Source organism: Salinibacterium sp. 10G20-15, assembly GCF_057365065.1.
Window position 1 is genome coordinate 827327 of record NZ_CP195118.1, and the last position, 15910, is coordinate 843236.

At 62.4% G+C, this 15910-nt stretch carries 21 protein-coding genes and 1 riboswitch; of the genes, 13 read left to right on the top strand and 8 right to left on the bottom strand.

Annotation, left to right across the window (positions count from 1 at the left end):
• The first annotated feature begins 15 nt into the window (after positions 1-15).
• Entirely contained in the window at positions 16-399 is a 384-nt protein-coding gene (locus tag ACR3YK_RS03940) for a hypothetical protein (RefSeq protein ID WP_486175928.1), read from the top strand.
• A gap of 41 nt (positions 400-440) precedes the next feature.
• On the opposite strand, the gene ACR3YK_RS03945 is transcribed toward ACR3YK_RS03940, so the two are convergent.
• The gene (locus tag ACR3YK_RS03945; protein WP_486175929.1) at positions 441-893 is read right to left on the bottom strand and encodes a nucleoside deaminase; all 453 of its coding nucleotides are present in this window, start codon (positions 891-893) and stop codon (positions 441-443) included.
• A 43-nt stretch (positions 894-936) separates the two neighbouring features.
• Between ACR3YK_RS03945 and upp the strand changes: the two genes are divergently transcribed.
• Positions 937-1569, top strand: a complete 633-nt coding sequence (gene upp / locus ACR3YK_RS03950) for a uracil phosphoribosyltransferase (protein WP_100389364.1) — start codon at positions 937-939, stop codon at positions 1567-1569.
• Between the two features lie 333 nt (positions 1570-1902).
• On the top strand, positions 1903-2703 hold the full coding sequence (locus tag ACR3YK_RS03955; protein ID WP_486175930.1) for a winged helix-turn-helix domain-containing protein: 801 nt from the start codon (positions 1903-1905) through the stop codon (positions 2701-2703).
• Positions 2704-2767: 64 nt separating this feature from the next.
• Here ACR3YK_RS03955 and ACR3YK_RS03960 read toward each other — a convergent pair whose 3' ends face one another.
• Together ACR3YK_RS03960 and ACR3YK_RS03965 are read right to left on the bottom strand one after the other, a co-directional pair.
• Entirely contained in the window at positions 2768-3166 is a 399-nt protein-coding gene (locus tag ACR3YK_RS03960; protein WP_486175931.1) for a hypothetical protein, read from the bottom strand.
• Positions 3150-3350, bottom strand: coding sequence for a helix-turn-helix transcriptional regulator (locus tag ACR3YK_RS03965; protein ID WP_100389361.1), 201 nt, complete (start codon positions 3348-3350; stop codon positions 3150-3152). The genes ACR3YK_RS03960 and ACR3YK_RS03965 overlap by 17 nt, the downstream gene beginning before the upstream one ends.
• Before the next feature lie 97 nt (positions 3351-3447).
• Between ACR3YK_RS03965 and ACR3YK_RS03970 the strand changes: the two genes are divergently transcribed.
• The 5 genes from ACR3YK_RS03970 to ACR3YK_RS03990 all read left to right on the top strand — a co-directional run bounded on the left by ACR3YK_RS03970 (position 3448) and on the right by ACR3YK_RS03990 (position 8036).
• Complete coding sequence (locus ACR3YK_RS03970; protein ID WP_486175932.1) at positions 3448-4074, top strand: pyridoxamine 5'-phosphate oxidase family protein; 627 nt, start codon at positions 3448-3450, stop codon at positions 4072-4074.
• A gap of 64 nt (positions 4075-4138) precedes the next feature.
• A riboswitch (guanidine-III (ykkC-III) riboswitch) is annotated at positions 4139-4202 on the top strand.
• A 9-nt stretch (positions 4203-4211) separates the two neighbouring features.
• Positions 4212-4535 (top strand): DMT family transporter, encoded by a 324-nt coding sequence (locus ACR3YK_RS03975; RefSeq protein ID WP_100389353.1) that lies wholly within the window; start codon positions 4212-4214, stop codon positions 4533-4535.
• 366 nt (positions 4536-4901) lie between these two features.
• A complete protein-coding gene (locus ACR3YK_RS03980) occupies positions 4902-6371 on the top strand; it encodes a cryptochrome/photolyase family protein (protein WP_486175933.1) in 1470 nt (489 codons plus the stop codon).
• Positions 6372-6627: 256 nt separating this feature from the next.
• Positions 6628-7200, top strand: a complete 573-nt coding sequence (locus ACR3YK_RS03985; RefSeq protein ID WP_486175934.1) for a hypothetical protein — start codon at positions 6628-6630, stop codon at positions 7198-7200.
• A 101-nt stretch (positions 7201-7301) separates the two neighbouring features.
• Positions 7302-8036 carry a metal-dependent transcriptional regulator gene (locus tag ACR3YK_RS03990; RefSeq protein ID WP_486175935.1) on the top strand — a complete coding sequence of 245 codons (735 nt, stop codon included), beginning with the start codon at positions 7302-7304 and terminating at the stop codon, positions 8034-8036.
• A gap of 47 nt (positions 8037-8083) precedes the next feature.
• Here ACR3YK_RS03990 and ACR3YK_RS03995 read toward each other — a convergent pair whose 3' ends face one another.
• The 4 genes from ACR3YK_RS03995 to ACR3YK_RS04010 are packed head-to-tail and all read right to left on the bottom strand — an operon-like array spanning position 8084 to position 10845.
• Entirely contained in the window at positions 8084-8956 is an 873-nt protein-coding gene (locus ACR3YK_RS03995; RefSeq protein ID WP_486175936.1) for a metal ABC transporter permease, read from the bottom strand.
• Positions 8953-9693 carry a metal ABC transporter ATP-binding protein gene (locus tag ACR3YK_RS04000; protein WP_486175937.1) on the bottom strand — a complete coding sequence of 247 codons (741 nt, stop codon included), beginning with the start codon at positions 9691-9693 and terminating at the stop codon, positions 8953-8955. The genes ACR3YK_RS03995 and ACR3YK_RS04000 overlap by 4 nt, the downstream gene beginning before the upstream one ends.
• A complete protein-coding gene (locus ACR3YK_RS04005; protein WP_486175938.1) occupies positions 9690-10652 on the bottom strand; it encodes a metal ABC transporter substrate-binding protein in 963 nt (320 codons plus the stop codon). Before ACR3YK_RS04005 ends, ACR3YK_RS04000 begins: the two co-directional genes overlap by 4 nt.
• 28 nt (positions 10653-10680) lie before the next feature.
• The gene (locus ACR3YK_RS04010; protein ID WP_486175939.1) at positions 10681-10845 is read right to left on the bottom strand and encodes a hypothetical protein; all 165 of its coding nucleotides are present in this window, start codon (positions 10843-10845) and stop codon (positions 10681-10683) included.
• Positions 10846-10958: 113 nt separating this feature from the next.
• Between ACR3YK_RS04010 and ACR3YK_RS04015 the strand changes: the two genes are divergently transcribed.
• Positions 10959-11117: a hypothetical protein gene (locus ACR3YK_RS04015; protein WP_486175940.1), complete on the top strand. Its 159-nt coding sequence runs from the start codon at positions 10959-10961 to the stop codon at positions 11115-11117.
• 384 nt (positions 11118-11501) lie between these two features.
• Here ACR3YK_RS04015 and ACR3YK_RS04020 read toward each other — a convergent pair whose 3' ends face one another.
• Positions 11502-12248 carry an endonuclease/exonuclease/phosphatase family protein gene (locus tag ACR3YK_RS04020; RefSeq protein ID WP_486175941.1) on the bottom strand — a complete coding sequence of 249 codons (747 nt, stop codon included), beginning with the start codon at positions 12246-12248 and terminating at the stop codon, positions 11502-11504.
• A gap of 118 nt (positions 12249-12366) precedes the next feature.
• On the opposite strand from ACR3YK_RS04020, the gene ACR3YK_RS04025 reads away from it, so the two are divergent.
• The 4 genes from ACR3YK_RS04025 (at position 12367) to ACR3YK_RS04040 (ending at position 15896) form a co-directional block, all read left to right on the top strand.
• Entirely contained in the window at positions 12367-12636 is a 270-nt protein-coding gene (locus ACR3YK_RS04025; protein WP_486175942.1) for a hypothetical protein, read from the top strand.
• Entirely contained in the window at positions 12633-14000 is a 1368-nt protein-coding gene (locus ACR3YK_RS04030; RefSeq protein WP_486175943.1) for a flavin monoamine oxidase family protein, read from the top strand. Before ACR3YK_RS04025 ends, ACR3YK_RS04030 begins: the two co-directional genes overlap by 4 nt.
• Positions 14001-14172: 172 nt before the next feature.
• Positions 14173-15756, top strand: coding sequence for a sodium-dependent transporter (locus ACR3YK_RS04035; protein ID WP_486175944.1), 1584 nt, complete (start codon positions 14173-14175; stop codon positions 15754-15756).
• Positions 15753-15896 (top strand): MetS family NSS transporter small subunit, encoded by a 144-nt coding sequence (locus ACR3YK_RS04040; RefSeq protein ID WP_197180149.1) that lies wholly within the window; start codon positions 15753-15755, stop codon positions 15894-15896. The genes ACR3YK_RS04035 and ACR3YK_RS04040 overlap by 4 nt, the downstream gene beginning before the upstream one ends.
• Positions 15897-15910 lie beyond the last annotated feature (14 nt).

The window sequence follows — 15910 nt, forward strand, 5'->3', positions numbered from 1 at the left end:
GAAAGATCACTTTCCATGGAAACCCTTGACCTCGTTCGGTCCCTGCTGCTCATTACCCACATCCTCGGACTCGCGCTGATTCTGGGATCGTTCTTCTTGCAGATGCGTCGCAAGAAGAGCTTTGAGTTCGGCACCATGCTGATCGGTGCAATTACTCAGCTCGTCACGGGGCTCGCCCTGGTTGGCGTTCTGCAGGCCGGCGACTCCGACGTGAACAACACCAAGATTGCCGTCAAGACTGTCTTTGCCGTTGTTGTCCTTGTCTCCGTCTTGGTGGCTCGTGCTCGCCAGGCCAAGGCTCTGGCCAACGGCGGCAACGAGAAAGCGGCCCTGCCGTTTTTGCACCTCGCGGGCATGGGCGCTCTCATCAACGTATTCGTTGCGGTGCTCTGGCACTAGGCCACTAGCAACAAGCGCCTCGCACGCCCCGCGAGCGAGCGCTAGCGGCGGGCTTCGAAAAAGTCCGTCAGCAGCGCGGCACATTCAGCCTCTTGGATGCCCGCCACAACCTCGACCTTGTGCGGAAGCCGGCGGTCACGCAGCAAATCGTTAACGCTGCCTGACGCGCCGGCTTTTTCGTCCCACGCCCCAAACACCACGCGCGGGATGCGGGCCTGCAGAATCGCGCCAGCACACATCGTGCACGGCTCCAGTGTGACCACGAGAGTCATGGAGTCGAGCCGCCACGAACCGGTGGCCGCGGCAGCTGCCCGGATTGCCACTACCTCGGCGTGCGCCGTGGGGTCGCCCGTGAGCTCCCGCTCATTGCGCCCGATGGAGACGAGATTGTCGTTCTGATCAAAGACCAGAGCAGCGACCGGAACATCGGCAGAATCGGCCGTGAGCGTGGCCTCAGCGATGGCCCGCGTCATCCAATGATCGAACTTTGTCACGATCGGTTCTCCAACTGGTCCGTACCTCAAGTAGATTTAGCCTATGCGAGTTCACGTTGCCGACCACCCGCTCATCACGCACAAGCTCACCGTGCTGCGCGACAAGAACACCGCCGCCCCCACTTTTCGGGCGCTAACGGAAGAGCTCGTCACGCTTTTGGCGTACGAAGCCACCCGCTCAGTGCGCGTTGAAGAGGTCGACATTGAGACCCCCGTCACGGCGACGAAGGGTGTGGCCATCAGCTCGCCCAAGCCGCTCGTCGTGCCGATTCTTCGTGCCGGTCTCGGAATGCTCGAAGGAATGGTCAAGCTCGTTCCCACCGCCGAAGTCGGCTTCTTGGGCATGGTGCGCAACGAAGAAACCCTGCAGCCCGACACTTACGCCGAGCGCCTGCCCGACGACCTGTCGAACCGCCAGTGCTTCGTACTCGACCCCATGCTCGCTACCGGTGGCTCGCTCATCGCGGCTATTCAGTACCTGCTTGACCGCGGTGCTACCGACGTCACGGCTGTCTGCATCCTCGGCGCCCCCGAAGGCCTTGCTGCGCTTGAGAAGGCCATGGGTGACCAAGATGTCACGATCGTGCTCGGAGCACTTGACGAGCGCCTCAACGAGAACGGCTACATCGTTCCCGGTCTCGGCGACGCCGGCGACCGCCTGTACGGCCTCGTGTAGCCGCACATTTTTCGCGCGCGTAACTTGACAGACGCGCGCTGCATGAAACATAGTTGCAGTCATGACCGTACACACTCGCGACCTGACCGCCCCCGTGGCTTCCAGGACCGCTGGCGCACTGCTTTCGAGCACCGTGCCGGCAAGCGCGATGCTGTGTTGTCGAATGTGTGCCTAGTAGGCCAACCTTGAGCCGGGCGTTCTCACCAGAATGAACGCCCCCAGATCTTCGTCCTCATAACGGCGACTTTCTGACTTGACACACCTGTTTTATTTCGAAGGATCACACCCTCATCATCAGAGGCCCTTCACCCTTATCCAAGGATTTCTGGACCCATGTCAATTGCAACAATCGAACGTACCCCTCGCACCTCTTTCGCTCCCGCGGCTCCCGCTCACAGCGCACCGCACGCAGCACCGCGCACCACGCGGGAACTGTCGCTCGCTGTGCAGCCTGCGCGGGACACCCGCCCAGCCGCAGCACCGGCACCGGCTCCGGCCGCACCGACCGAAGCGCCGCACCTGCGTGCTGTTCCTCAGGGAACTGAAGCCCGCGGCTTTGTGCTTTACGTCGGCATCGACGAGCTGAAGGCCGCCGCTGCTGGCACCGACCTGAGCGCGATTGTGGAGCAGCTCAAGCAGCTCACGCAGCAGCTCGTGCCGAACTCCGAAACTCACGCCGCCGTGGCCCTCGCCCCCGTCGGCGCTGGTGGACGCGATGTTGACGTCGTGCGCCTCGCCCTGCAGGATCCTTCTGCTCTCGCCAAGCACCGCCAAGTTGAAGAGCCCGAGGAGAAGCCCGCGAGCGGCGTAGTCGTTGACCTCTCCCGCAAGCGCGTGCTCATCGATGACTCCCCCGCAGCCCTCACCTACAAAGAGTTCGAGTTGCTGCAGTTCCTCATCTTGCGCGAATCGCAGACCATCGACCGCGCCCAGCTCATTGCGACGCTCTGGTCGGCCGAAGATGACGAGGCTCCCAACGAGCGCACCATCGACGTTCACATCCGTCGCCTGCGTTCCAAGCTCGGAGCGTACGAAGATGTTGTTCGTACGGTTCGTGGCATTGGCTACCGCTACGACCGTCATCCGGATGTCTCGGTACGATTTGCCTCGACGCCCAGCCCGGACTTCATCTAGGGCGCACGCGCGCACCCTGCTGGAGGCGCTTCACAAGTCTGGATGCGGCGAGCCCCGTGGCAGGTTAGCCGCGCTTTGCCGCGACTGAGTTAGCGATACCCCACACGGCGCAGAGCACGAGCACTTGGGCCGAAGCGAGCAACACCAGGTGTTGGAACACCGCCGCGACCACGAACTCTACGATGGCAAGAACGAGCGCGACGACACCCACGACGGCGAAACCGCTCTTCGCGAGAAGGCGGTCGCGTTCGTCTCGGTATTCGATGGCGTTGAGCCGAGTGACGTCGCTCGCTTTCTGGCCCCGCGCATAAACGGCGCTGACGAAGATGAACACGGCCGCGGCGAGCAACAGCGCCATCTCGAACCAGTTGGCGAAGAGCCCCGTGACAATCGCGCCGGCGAGCAGAAGGCCCAATAGCACCACGTTGATCGTCGAAACTGTGAAACTAGTCGTTGTCTTCAATGTGAAACACTTCCTCAATCGTCGACCCAAAGAACCGGGCAAGCCGCACCGCGAGAATCAGGGATGGGTCGTAACGCCCCGTCTCGATTGCATTAATGGTCTGGCGAGAAACGCCTAGCGCTGCGCCTAGAGCCGCTTGGGAAAGTCCTGCGGCCTGACGTCTGTCTCTTACTTCAGATTCCATGTGACAAGCATGCTTTACATGTCTGCAATGTGTCAAGTGTGCTTGTCATATCGTCGCTCGGCCAGTAGACCGCGATCCCGCGTGCCACACTGGCGGGATGACAACGACTGATGCCACCCGGATGCCCGAGAAGATGTCGCGCGATCGCGCCGCCCTCGACGCTCTTCTCGACTCGGAGATCGTCGGGAACGTCGCCTACGTTCATGACGACGGCACCCCCGGAGTTCTGCCGACCGCAGTTGCGCGCCTCGGGGATGAGCTGATCGTGCACGGCTCCAGTGGCTCACGCTGGATGCGGCTCGTTTCTGGTGCGCCCGTCGCGATCTCGGTCACCGCCGTCGGCGGCATCGTGGTCGCCCGCTCCGCCTTCGAATCATCGTTGGTTTACAGCAGCGCCGTACTGTTTGGATCATTCCGGGTGCTCGAGGGCGAGGAGAAGTCCGCCGCCGTCAATGCCATCACCGAGAAGCTGATCCCCGGCCGCCTGGCCGAAGTGCGCCCGAACAGCAAGAATGAACTCGCAGCGACGCTCGTGCTGGCGCTGCCGATCGCGGAATGGTCGTTGCGCACCTCCGACGACTGGCCCGATGACACCGACGCGGATATCGCGGGCGAGGCGTGGGGCGGGCAGGTGCGGTTCGGAGCTCGAGCCGTTGAGGTTGTTGCCACGCCTGACCTGCGCTCCGGCATCCGTGTGCCTGATTCAGTGCGGGCGTTCGAGTAGCGGATGTCCGCTAGCGGCAACCACCGCCGCTCTGCCAATTCACGCCCGCTTTGATACTCTAAACGGGTAGCCGCAACGACGGCTCCCGACGACGGATCAGTACCGGGTATGCGACAAGACTGGCCAAGGAGACTGTTGTGTACTGGCTTATTCTGATTCTTTCTGGCGTTCTCGAAGCCGTGTGGGCCACTGCCCTCGGCAAGTCGGAGGGCTTCACCAAACTCTGGCCGACCGTCGTCTTCGGCGTCGCGATTCTCGCCAGCATGGGTGGCCTCGGCTACGCGATGCGCGAGATTCCCATCGGCACCGCCTACGCGATCTGGGTAGGCATCGGCGCTGCCCTGACCGTGGCCTACGCCATGATCTTCGGCGGCGAACCCGTCTCCTGGGTCAAGATTCTGCTGCTCATGGGCCTCGTCGGCTGCATCGTCGGGCTCAAGCTCGTCGACTCAGCACACTAGGGGCTGCGAGCGGCGCTGGGCTGGAGCTGGAGCTGGAGCTCAAACTTTTCCGCTGCTCATCTGCGCAGAAAGCATGCGATTTCGGCCCATTCCGCCCAGAAACGCAGGGGGTAGACAGACTTTTCTGGAAATTTCCCAAAAATAACGGAACGGTAACTAGACAGCGTTATCTTTCCGTTATACATTCATAGAGCAGAAGTTGTTTGCTGTGGCAGCTACTGCGGAATGTGATTGCAGGACACTCTTGGTGCAAAGGGAGAGGGTCGGTTTCATGCCTCTGAAACCGGCCCTCGAACTATTTAACCGGTGCCCCTGCGTCGCCGACCCTCCCGCCGAATAGTCAGCCTCCAACCGTAAAGTTGAGGGGTGAGCGGAAACCAGAATCAGCCCTCCATCGTGTGGCTGCGCAACGACCTGCGACTAGCCGACAACCCTGCGCTAACGGCCGCCGCGAGCGAAGGCCGACCGCTTGTTGTCGTCTACATTCATGATGAAACCGGCGACGGCATCCGTCCGCTGGGTGCGGCAAGCAAGTGGTGGCTGCATCACAGCCTCACTGCTCTGGATGCCGCCCTACAGAATCTAGGCGGCCAACTGACGCTGCGTCACGGCCCGGCCGCGCAGGTGCTGCCGGCGCTCGTGGACGAGCTCGGCGCCGTCTCGGTTCACTGGAACCGCCGCTACACGGCCGCCCGCGATATTGATGCCGGCCTCAAGACGAGCCTGCGCGAGCAGGGGCTCACGGTCGAAAGTCATCAGGGCAATCTGCTGAACGAGCCGTGGCACATCCGCAATGGGCAGGGCGAGCCGTACAAGGTTTTCACTCCGTATTGGCGTGCGGCGCAAGATCGTCCGGTGCGGGATGCGCTGCCGGCGCCGACCGCAGCCGAGCTGAGTTGGCCTGCCGACTCCCCCGCGGGCGACGACCTCCCCGACTGGGATCTGCTGCCTACGCGCCCCGACTGGGCCGAGGGACTGCGCGAGACCTGGACTCCCGGCGAAGACGGCGCCCACGACCGCCTCGAGAGTTTCGTCGCCGAACGCCTCGCCGACTATCACCGCCGCGACGAACCTGCCGTGGATGCCACGAGTGGGCTCAGCCCACACCTGCGGTTCGGTGAGATCAGCCCCACCCAAGTGTGGAACCGGCTGCGCGGCAACGGTAGCGGCGCCGACAACGACAGCGACTCCGGTAACGGCAACGGCTCCGCAGATGTACCCACCGCGGCCCGCAAGAACGTCGCCAAGTTCCTCAGCGAAATCGGCTGGCGCGAATTCTCCACCGCCCTGCTCTTCGACAACCCGCGCCTCGCAACCGACAGTTACCGCCCCGCCTACAACGCCTTCCCCTGGGGCTACACCGTCGACCAGCTCGGCGACGTGGACGAGCCTGCCGGAGTCAGCGAAGTCGACGCGTGGCGCCGCGGCCGCACCGGCATCCCCCTTGTCGATGCTGGGATGCGCGAGCTCTGGCACACCGGCACGATGCACAACCGCGTGCGCATGGTCGTCGCGAGCTTCCTCATCAAGAATCTACTCATCGATTGGCGCGCCGGTGAACAGTGGTTCTGGGACACCCTCGTCGACGCCGACGAAGCCAGCAACCCCGCCAACTGGCAGTGGGTTGCCGGATCCGGCGCGGATGCCGCCCCCTACTTCCGGGTGTTCAACCCGGTCTTGCAGCAGAAAAAGTTTGACCCCACGGGCGACTACGTCTCGTACTGGATTCCCGAACTCGGCACCGACGCGTATCCCGAACCCATCGTGGATCTCGCCGAAACCCGCCGCGAAGCCCTCGAGGCGTACACGGCCGTGAAAGCTGCAGCGGCCGACTAGCCCGCTGGATGCAGCACTGGGCAGTTCGCCAGGCTCCACTCAGTTGACTGCCAGCTTCTGTCTTCAGCCCCGGAAACATGCGGATCTGCGCGCACCCAACAGCCGACATCCGCACCCCAGATTGCCCGATTTCACACTTTTTCGAAATGACCCCCAAACCGGTCACAGCCTCGCTCCGGAGTACTCATTGCGGCTCGGGAAAGCCTCGAGACGCAGGGCCTCTACGGAGGCTGACAACGTAAGAAGGAGTTCAGTTATGAACGCATTCACGAAGAAGACCACGCTCGGCGCAACCGCTACCGCAGTAGCCCTGATCGCCGTGGGAGCCGCTGCTCCCGCCATGGCCGCCACCGGTGACAGCTACACCTCCACGAAGTCATACTCCTACTCCTCGCCCAAGCAGACCGACATCCCCGTCGTCGTCGCACCCGAGGTCGGCGACGTTGACCTTCTGGGTGGAGACATCCTCGGCGGCGGCATCCTCAATGGTGACCTGCTCAACGGCAACGCTGTTGCTTCCGGTAACGAGGTCAACGCTCCCGTGGCATCCGGCAACGACACCGCAGTCGGCAACGTGAGCGACTCCGCGAACGTGTCTGACGTAGCGAACGACGCCAACGTCTCTGACGTCGTCGACAACGCCACTCAGGTAACCGACGTTGTTGACAACGTTGCTGAGGTAACCGACGTTGTAGACAACGCGACTGACGTGGTCACCGACGTGACTGACGTCGTGGACGTTGACGACATCCTCGACGGTGTTATCGACACCGACGACCTCATCGGTGGCATCACCGGTGACCTTGGTCTCGACGGAATGTTCAACTAACTTTCTTCACTCGTTTGCCCTCGCCTGATGTTCTCCGGGCGGGGGCAAACGTCGTTAACTACGTCTGCCCGTACTTCAATGTTCGGCTTTAGACTGGGCGCATGTCGGTCACAGAGCTCTCGGTCAGCACCCAGAACTATCTGAAGACCGTGTGGAGTCTTTCCGAATGGTCAGATGCCCCCGTTACCGCCACCGTGATCGCTGAGCGCACCGGCTACACGCTTTCCAGCGTCTCGGATGCCGTGCGTCGACTCACCGATCAAGGCTTCCTGGACCATGCCCGCTACGGTTCCATCGCCCTCACCGACGTGGGCCGCGCGCACGCCGTGGCGATGGTTCGCCGCCACCGCCTCATCGAATCGTTTCTCGTCAGCGTGCTCGGCTACTCCTGGGACCAAGTGCACGATGAAGCCGAAAACCTTGAGCACGCCGTCTCTGACTTCATGGTCGAACGCATCGATGAGTTTCTCAAACACCCCACCCGCGACCCGCACGGCGACCCCATCCCCAGCGCCGACGGCGTGATCACAATCCCGGATGCCGTGCAGCTCACCCGCATCACCCCCGGCAGCACCGTCGTCGTCGAACGCATCTCCGACGACGACCCCGAGCTGCTCAAGTTCTTCGAAGAGCGCGGCATCGTTTTTGGAGCCACCCTCAGCGTGAACGCTGGGGCGCCGTATTCGGATGCACTTGAGGTCGTTGTGGTCGGTGACGCTGGTGGCGCGATCGGTGAGGCGACTGACGGTGCTGTGCGCCAATCCGCGGGGCCGATTAGCCTGGGCCGGAGCGCGACCGACGCACTCTACGTCTCGGGCGGCACCCTCACCGAATGACGTGAGGCGCACCGCGCGGGTTCGGTGCGCTGGCGGTGTCTTTGCGCTTACTGGGCGGCGAGCATCCGCTGCCGCTTCATCGCACCGAGTCGCTTGCCGATCACGCCCTGCGTGGGGCTGAACAGGTAAACGAGCGCGAAGATGCAGCCTTCGACGAGCACAATCATGCCGCCGGATGCCGTGTCTAAGTAGTAGCTGAGGTAGAGCCCGGTGACGGCCGCGAGCGCCGACATCACTGGGGCGATCACGAGCATGCGCGAGAAGCGATCGGTGAGCAGGTACGCGGTGGCGCCGGGGATGATGAGCAGTGCCACGACGAGAACGACGCCGACGGCCTGGAGCGCGACGACGGCGGTGAGGGCAAGGAGTCCGAGCAGCGCAGCGCCGAGCACCTTGGGGTTGAGGCCGATCGCGTGGGCGTGGGTGGCGTCGAAGGCGTAGAGGGTGAAGTCGCGGCGCTTCACGAGCAGGATCGTGAGCGTGATTGCACCGAGGATGAGAACTTGGGCGAGGTCGACCCAGGAGACTCCGAGGAGGTTGCCGAAGATGATGTGGTTGAGGTCGGTCTGCGAGGGCGTGACGGAGATGAGCACGATTCCGAGCGCGAACAGGGTGGTGAAGACGATGCCGATGGCGGCATCCTCTTTGATGCGGCTCGTGTTTCTCACGATGCCGATGAGGGCGACGGCAAGGAAACCAAAGATGACAGCACCGAGTGCGAAGGGCGCCCCCACGACGTAGGCGAGCACGACACCCGGGAGCACCGCATGCGAGACGGCGTCGCCCATGAGCGACCAGCCGATGAGGACGAGCCAGCACGACAGCACGGCGCACACGATTGCCGCGGTCACACTCGTGGCGAGGGCCCGCACCATGAAGTCGTAGCTCAGCGGTTCAAGGAGGAAGTCGAGAGGGTTCATTCTGAGTCTCCCGCCGTGACATCGAGGCCAAAGGCCCGTGCGAGGTTTTCGGGCTTCAGCACTTCAGCGGGAGTGGATTGCAACAGCACCGTGCGCATCAGCAAGATTGCCTCGTCGGCGAGTTTCGGCAGCGCATTGAGGTCGTGGGTCGAGACGAGAACCGTGGCGCCCTCGGCGGCGAGCTCGCGCAAGAGTTTCGTGATCGTTCCCTCGGAGCGTTTGTCGACCCCGGCGAAGGGCTCGTCGAGAAGCAGGATCGTCGCGCCCTGGGCGATGCCGCGCGCCACAAATGCGCGCTTCTTTTGGCCGCCCGAGAGTTGGCCAATTTGGCGGTCAGCGAGGTCGGTCAGCTCTACGCGGGCGAGGGCCTCGGCGACGGCAGCCTTATCGGCAGCCTTGGGGCGACGCGAGAAACCCATATGGCCGTAGCGGCCCATCATCACCACATCGCGAACCGAGAGCGGGAACGCCCAGTCGACGTCTTCGCTCTGCGGAACGTAGCCGACCGCTCCGGCCTTGCGAGCGAGTGCAGGCTGCTGTCCTGCCAACGTGACGGTTCCGTGGTCGGGGCGCAGCATCCCGGTAATGGTCTTGAAGAGCGTGGACTTGCCCGAGCCATTCATGCCGATGAGGCCGTAGATGCGGCCGGGCGCGAGGGTGAGGCTCACGTTGTCGAGCGCGAGCACGTCGCCGTAGTGAACGGTGACGTTGCGCACGTCGATGGCGGGCGCACTCACTGGGAGGCCCCGGTCAGCCCGGCGATGATGATGTCGGCATCGTGGCGCAGCAGCTTGAGGTACGTGGGCACTGGGCCGTCGGCCTCTGACAACGAGTCGACGTAGAGGGTTCCGCCGAAGCTGGTTTCAGTGGCCTCGACCACTTGCTGCATTGCGCGGTCGGAAACGGTGGATTCGCAGAACACGGCGGGAACGTCGTTGGCCCGCACAAATTCGATGACGGATGCGATCTGGCGCGGCGTCGACTGCTGCTCGGCGTTGACCGCCCACAGGTACTGCTCGGTCAGGCCGGAGTCGCGCGCGAGGTAGGAGAACGCACCTTCGCAGGTGACGAGCGCGCGCTGCGTTGCGGGAAGCTCGGCCAGTTCTGCGGTGAGCTCATCGTGCACGAGTTGCAGTTCAGCTTTGTACGCCTCAGCATTTGCGGCGTAGTCGGCGGCATTATCGGGGTCGAGCTCAGCGAACGCGGCCTCCATGTTGTCGACGTAAATCTGTGCGTTGAGTGGGCTCATCCACGCGTGCGGGTTGGGCAGCCCTTCATAGGCATCTTCGGCAATGTTGATGGTGTCTACGCCGTCAGAGACAACAACGTGTGGCACGTCGAGACCGTCGACGAACTGCGCGAACCACGCTTCGAGGTTGAGCCCGTTGTCGAGAATCAGGTCAGCGTCGGCCGCCTTCGCAATGTCGCCGGGCGTGGGCTCATAGCCGTGGATCTCAGCACCCACCTTGGTGATCGATTCCACCCGCAGGTTGTCGCCGGCCACGTTCTCGGCGATATCGGCGAGCACCGTAAAGGTCGTGAGCACGACGGGACGGTCGTCGTTCGGGTCCGTCGTGGCGCCCGCATCCGAAGCCGCGGTGCAGCCAGCGAGACCAAGCAGAAGAGTGGAAGCCAGAGCAGCAATCAGCGTCGTGCGCACGGCGCGCGTGCGAGCTGTTGCGGCTCTTGTTCCCATGTTCTGATCCTATGTTGGGCGAGCCTCGTTAGGAAACTACGTCAAGACGTAGTTTCTCGAAAATGCGGCGAACCAGCAAGAGTTGCGATTCTTTCGTGGCCTCAAATGCACGCACGATCTCCCACTGCATGAGCTCGTCATCAGGGTTGCCCCGCAGCTTCTGGGTGAGTGGCCGCAGCGTGTGTGACGACATCAGCGCGTTCGGCGCTCCGCTTGTGACACCGTTGGAACTCCGGGATGCGGAGGGGAGTATTGCAGTCGAACTGCGTTGCCGAATACAGTTGAGGTCACCAGAAGGGACCAACGATGTTCACACGGTTTCTCAATGTGATGGGTCGGGTCGCTAAGCGCCTGGCATTCGTGTTTACCCAGTTAGGCGGAGCGGCCAACGGTGGCCCAAGCGTGGATCCCAGCGCTCGCTCACTCTACGAAGACCGCGACGACCGCGATGACTACCGCCCGTAATAGGTTCCCCTTACGGACGGTCCATGACTCAGGTGCAGCCGTCTTTCGACAGTCGTCAGTGGACAGACAAAACACTACTTCGACCTCGACTACCCTCACGCTTTCGTCCTGCAAGCTAAACGCAGCGGGGAAAGCCCCTGGCGTGACCGCGCTCCGATCCGTATCGATCGGATTGTTCAGAGTGGGTGACAATGCCCTGATTCGAACGATGTCAAGGGCCTGCGGAACCTAGGATTGTGGACGACTCCCGAGTGGCACATACATTTTCAGCATCATGAGCATCAACGGCTACACCACCCCGAACAGGAGCATCTTCCTGAACGCAAATCCGGTGTACGTTTCGTACCGACCATGACCGATGAGCGTGTGGTGGGCGATATTTTTTCAGCCCGCCACTCGCTCTACTTCTACAAATATGGGTCTGTGGTCTGAACCGGAGGAGTCCGCGGTGTGAACTACTTCAAATGAAACACCGCGCCAACCGCGCGACACCATCGCCCGGTCGATCTGAGCACCAAGAGCGGCAGGGACGACCGTGGGCCATGTTCCGCTCGATGTCGATCCTAATTGCACAGCGACGTCAGAACAATCTCCTAGCGCCCCTGACTCTAGGCTTTCAGCTGTTGCGTTGAAGTCACCGACCGCCACCACGTTTTTGTCGTTACACTCACGTTCGACCCATTGCAGGTGGTCGTTCCAAGTTCCGCTGCGAAATGGTTGGATGTGCTCAATGTGTGTCACCACCAGCGTGGGTAGGTCATTGCCAAAGTTCGTCGGATGGGCGACGAATCCGGCCCAGGCAGGGACACCCTCACTAGACATCTCATATTCGCCCAGTGATTTCCTCACGAGCAGACTCGCGGACGAACCTTCCCAACTCAGCAGCGTGTAACCACCTTCCCCGAGTAGCGCCGATAATTGACCTTTGGCAAGGGTGCCGAACATCTCGGGAAGAACGACGAAATCAGGGTTGTGGCTGGCGACCAGTCGCTCGATATCCTCGACAGCAACGCTGTCTTGATTCGTGTTCCACGAGAGGATGCTAATTCGAGCGTCCGGCTTCGTCGCCGTGCGAGGCAGCGCAGCATGCTGCGGAACGAATACTGCCCCTAAAGTCAGAGCTGCGATCACGATCCACGCCACTGCCGGCCAGCTTCGCCTGCTCCAACGAATACCTTTCCGAATCGTGAAAAGTGCTCCCGCGCACCCGAAGGTCGCCACCGACCCAATACACAGAAGTAGCCGCTGCATGGAGACAAGCTCCACCCATGGCGACACCCGAATCGGTGCGAAAAACTGGACCGAAGCGGTAAAGATCATGAGTACGAAGATGCAGGACATCGCCCCGGAAAGAATTCGTGCTGCGATCTTTCTACCGCGCGATTCGGAAGCTTTTGCGTGCATAATTGGCCATCATTACACAACGCCAGCAGACGGGCGCATCAACCCGGAAAATGGAATCGCCAGGACCAGCGTGATCCACCGCACCCAGCACCGCATTGCTACTGTGACCTCATGACCGACTTCGCTAGCGCGCCCACCGCCGCCCCGGCTGCGACAGCCTTCGACACGATCGTCGTCGGCGCCGGAGTCTCCGGGCTCACCGCGGCCCGCTTTCTCGCCCAGTCCGGTCAACGAGTGCTCGTGCTCGAAGCCCGCGACCGCACGGGGGGTCGCACCTTCACCGAACGCTCCGGCGACGTTGCCACTGACCGCGGAGCATCCTGGATCCACGGCGTCGACGACAACCCCCTCACCGATATCGTCAACGCTTTCGGCATGCGCACGGTCGAGTTCACGGTCGGCAGCTACCAGCCCACCGGCCGCCCCATCGCCTATTACAGTCCCACCGGCGAGCGCCTCAGCGACCACGCTGTCGCCCAGTTCGCGGATGACGTACGCACCTTCGACGCGCACCTTGCGACGGCGGTGCAGGCTTCCGCTCTCGGCACAAGCTATGAGCAGGCAATGGACGCCGCGCTTTCCACGCTCGGCTGGAACCCCGATCGAGCGGAGCGCGTGCGCGAGTTCGTGCTGCACCGCTCCGAGGAGCAGTACGGTGTGCACGCCGGGTTGCTCGATGCGCACGGTCTCGACGATGACACGGTTGAGGGCGACGAGGTGGTGTTCCCCGACGGCTATGACGAGCTGGCGAGCAATCTCGCGCAGGGACTCGACGTGCGCCTCAAGCATGTGGTCACTGGCATCCGCTGGTCGAAGCAGGGAGCAACGGTGTCGACCGCGCGGGGCGAGTTCACTGCGGACCGCGTGGTCGTGACGGTGCCGATTGGGGTGCTCAAGAGCGGCGATCTCACGTTCGAGCCAGCGCTGCCCGAGTGGCTCGCCCACGCCATCGACGGTTTCGAGATGAACAACTTTGAAAAGGTCTTTCTGCGCTTCCCCACTCGCTTTTGGGACGAGAACGTCTACGCGATTCGCCAGCAGGGCGAGGCTGGCAAGTGGTGGCATTCCTGGTACGACCTCACCGATCTGCACGGTGTTCCCACCCTGCTCACGTTCGCGGCCGGCCCCAGCGCCATCGCGGCGCGCGACTGGAGCGACGAACAGATCAGCTCGTCCGTTCTCAATGCTCTGCGCGGACTCTACGGCGAGCGCGTTGAGCACCCCAACGAAGTGCTCGTGACGCGCTGGCAAGACGACCCCTACTCGTACGGGTCGTACGCGTACATGACCCCGGGATCCACGCCCGACGACCACGACCTGATGGCCACCCCGGTCGAGAACGTGCTGCACTTTGCGGGCGAAGCAACGTGGACGGATGATCCAGCCACCGTCACCGCGGCGCTGCGCTCCGGCCACCGCGCGGCCGAGAACATTCTCGGAGTCGCACTCCCCTTCGACGGCTTGGTCGCCGCGGTCTAACCCACAGCCTCGATGCTCCGCCGTTCTCAGGGCACGGCAGCTCACTGTCACATGTCGCAACGTAACACAGGCAAGTGTTAACGTGAGAACACTCCTTCGGGGGTAGCGGGTCGCTATTTCGGGGCGATTCCAGCGACGGTCATTCGGGTGACCATCACGCAGAGGAGCAACTGTGTCAGCGCAACAGCATTCAGGAGCACACGGAACGGTCGCCTCACGGCCGCGCGAACAGTGGTCGGGCCAGCTGGGGTTCATCCTGTCGGCCATCGGCTCCGCCGTGGGTCTCGGCAACATTTGGCGCTTCCCCGGTGTGGCCTACGAGAACGGTGGCGGGGCATTCCTGATTCCGTACCTGATCGCGCTGGTCACGGCCGGCATCCCGATTCTTTTTCTCGACTATGCGATCGGGCACCGCTTTCGCGGTTCAGCACCGACCGCGTTCCGTCGTCTCGGCGGTAAAGCGGGCAAGTGGTTAGAGTCGCTCGGCTGGTTCCAAGTCTGGATCTGCATCGTCATCGCCGTCTATTACGCCGCCGTCGTCGCGTGGGCTGCCAGCTACTTCACGTTCAGCTTTGACCTGCGCTGGGGCGACGACACCAAGGGGTTCTTCTTTGGGGAGTTCTTGCAGACCTCAGACCCTGGCTTCAGCTCGCAATTCGTTCCGGCCGTGCTGATTCCCCTCGTACTCGTATGGCTCGCTGTTCTTGTTGTTTTGGGCTCGGGCATCGCCAAGGGAGTGCAGCGCGCCAATGTGATCTTCTTGCCGCTACTCGTCGTGGCGTTCCTGATTCTTGTGGTGCGCGCCCTGTTCCTCGATGGCGCGATGACCGGATTGGATGCTCTCTTCACTCCCGATTTCTCCGCTCTCGGCAACCCCGGGGTGTGGATTGCGGCGTACAGCCAGATCTTCTTCTCACTGTCGATCGCGTTCGGCATCATGATCACCTATTCTTCGTATCGCAGCCGCAAAGCAAACGTCACCGCGCCAGCGCTCGTTGTTGCGTTCGCCAACTCATCGTTCGAGATCATTGCCGGCATCGGCGTGTTCGCCACTCTCGGCTTCTTCGCGTTCCAGCAGGGTGTGGGAATCGACGAGCTGGAAGGCATCACGGGAGTCAGCCTCTCCTTCGTGACCTTCCCCGCGATCGTCTCGCAAATGCCCGGCGGTCCACTCTTCGGGGCGCTGTTCTTCGGATCGCTCGTCATGGCCGGGTTCACTTCGCTGTTGTCAGTACTGCAGGTCGTGTCATCCGCGTTCCAAGACAAGTTCGGGATTACCGCCCGCCAAGCATCGCTTCGCGTCGGCTTAGCGCTCGCTGTTGTATCGGTGTTGCTGTTCTCGACGACCACCGGCGTCATCACGCTCGACACCGTCGATCAGTGGGCCAACAACATCGGAATCGTTGGCGCAGCAATCGCGGCAACAATTCTGGTGATCTGGGTCTTCCGCAAGGGCCCGGAGTTGGCAGGGCACCTCAACGCGGTCTCCACTTTCAAGGTGGGGCGAATCTGGCAGCTTCTCGTCGGAGTGCTGGCCCCGGCCGTTCTGCTCTACATGCTCATCCAACGCATCATCGTGCTCATCACCGATGGTTACGAGGAGTACCCGCTCTGGTACCTCGCGATCGCAGGTTGGGGCACCATCGCGGTGATCCTGATTGGAGCGATCACCATGACCGCACTGCGCTGGAAGCACGATCCAGATGACTTCACCCCGTGGCCAAGCACTCAAGCACTGAAGGAGCTCAAGAAATGAGCGGCATCGCCATCACGTTCTTCATCATCGCCGCCGTGCTCGTCTGGGGCGGCCTCATCGCGAGCATCATCTTCCTCGCGCGCAAGCCCCAGCTCGATGTATATCCCGAAGGCTCAGAACTCGTGAGCGACGACGACTAGCGCTCGAGGCGCAG

What these genes read in the sequence shown, in the direction of transcription:
- ACR3YK_RS03940 (WP_486175928.1), top strand. Translation starts at nt 16, where the DNA reads ATGGAAACCCTTGACCTCGTTCGGTCCCTGCTGCTCATTACCCACATC.
- ACR3YK_RS04010 (WP_486175939.1), bottom strand. Translation starts at nt 10,845, where the DNA reads ATGTCGTCACACACGCTGCGGCCACTCACCCAGAAGCTGCGGGGCAAC.
- ACR3YK_RS04025 (WP_486175942.1), top strand. Translation starts at nt 12,367, where the DNA reads ATGGAGACAAGCTCCACCCATGGCGACACCCGAATCGGTGCGAAAAAC.
- ACR3YK_RS04040 (WP_197180149.1), top strand. Translation starts at nt 15,753, where the DNA reads ATGAGCGGCATCGCCATCACGTTCTTCATCATCGCCGCCGTGCTCGTC.
- ACR3YK_RS03990 (WP_486175935.1), top strand. Translation starts at nt 7,302, where the DNA reads ATGTCGGTCACAGAGCTCTCGGTCAGCACCCAGAACTATCTGAAGACC.
- ACR3YK_RS03965 (WP_100389361.1), bottom strand. Translation starts at nt 3,350, where the DNA reads ATGGAATCTGAAGTAAGAGACAGACGTCAGGCCGCAGGACTTTCCCAA.
- upp (WP_100389364.1), top strand. Translation starts at nt 937, where the DNA reads ATGCGAGTTCACGTTGCCGACCACCCGCTCATCACGCACAAGCTCACC.
- ACR3YK_RS04005 (WP_486175938.1), bottom strand. Translation starts at nt 10,652, where the DNA reads ATGGGAACAAGAGCCGCAACAGCTCGCACGCGCGCCGTGCGCACGACG.
- ACR3YK_RS04030 (WP_486175943.1), top strand. Translation starts at nt 12,633, where the DNA reads ATGACCGACTTCGCTAGCGCGCCCACCGCCGCCCCGGCTGCGACAGCC.
- ACR3YK_RS03955 (WP_486175930.1), top strand. Translation starts at nt 1,903, where the DNA reads ATGTCAATTGCAACAATCGAACGTACCCCTCGCACCTCTTTCGCTCCC.
- ACR3YK_RS03985 (WP_486175934.1), top strand. Translation starts at nt 6,628, where the DNA reads ATGAACGCATTCACGAAGAAGACCACGCTCGGCGCAACCGCTACCGCA.
- ACR3YK_RS03970 (WP_486175932.1), top strand. Translation starts at nt 3,448, where the DNA reads ATGACAACGACTGATGCCACCCGGATGCCCGAGAAGATGTCGCGCGAT.
- ACR3YK_RS03995 (WP_486175936.1), bottom strand. Translation starts at nt 8,956, where the DNA reads ATGAACCCTCTCGACTTCCTCCTTGAACCGCTGAGCTACGACTTCATG.
- ACR3YK_RS04015 (WP_486175940.1), top strand. Translation starts at nt 10,959, where the DNA reads ATGTTCACACGGTTTCTCAATGTGATGGGTCGGGTCGCTAAGCGCCTG.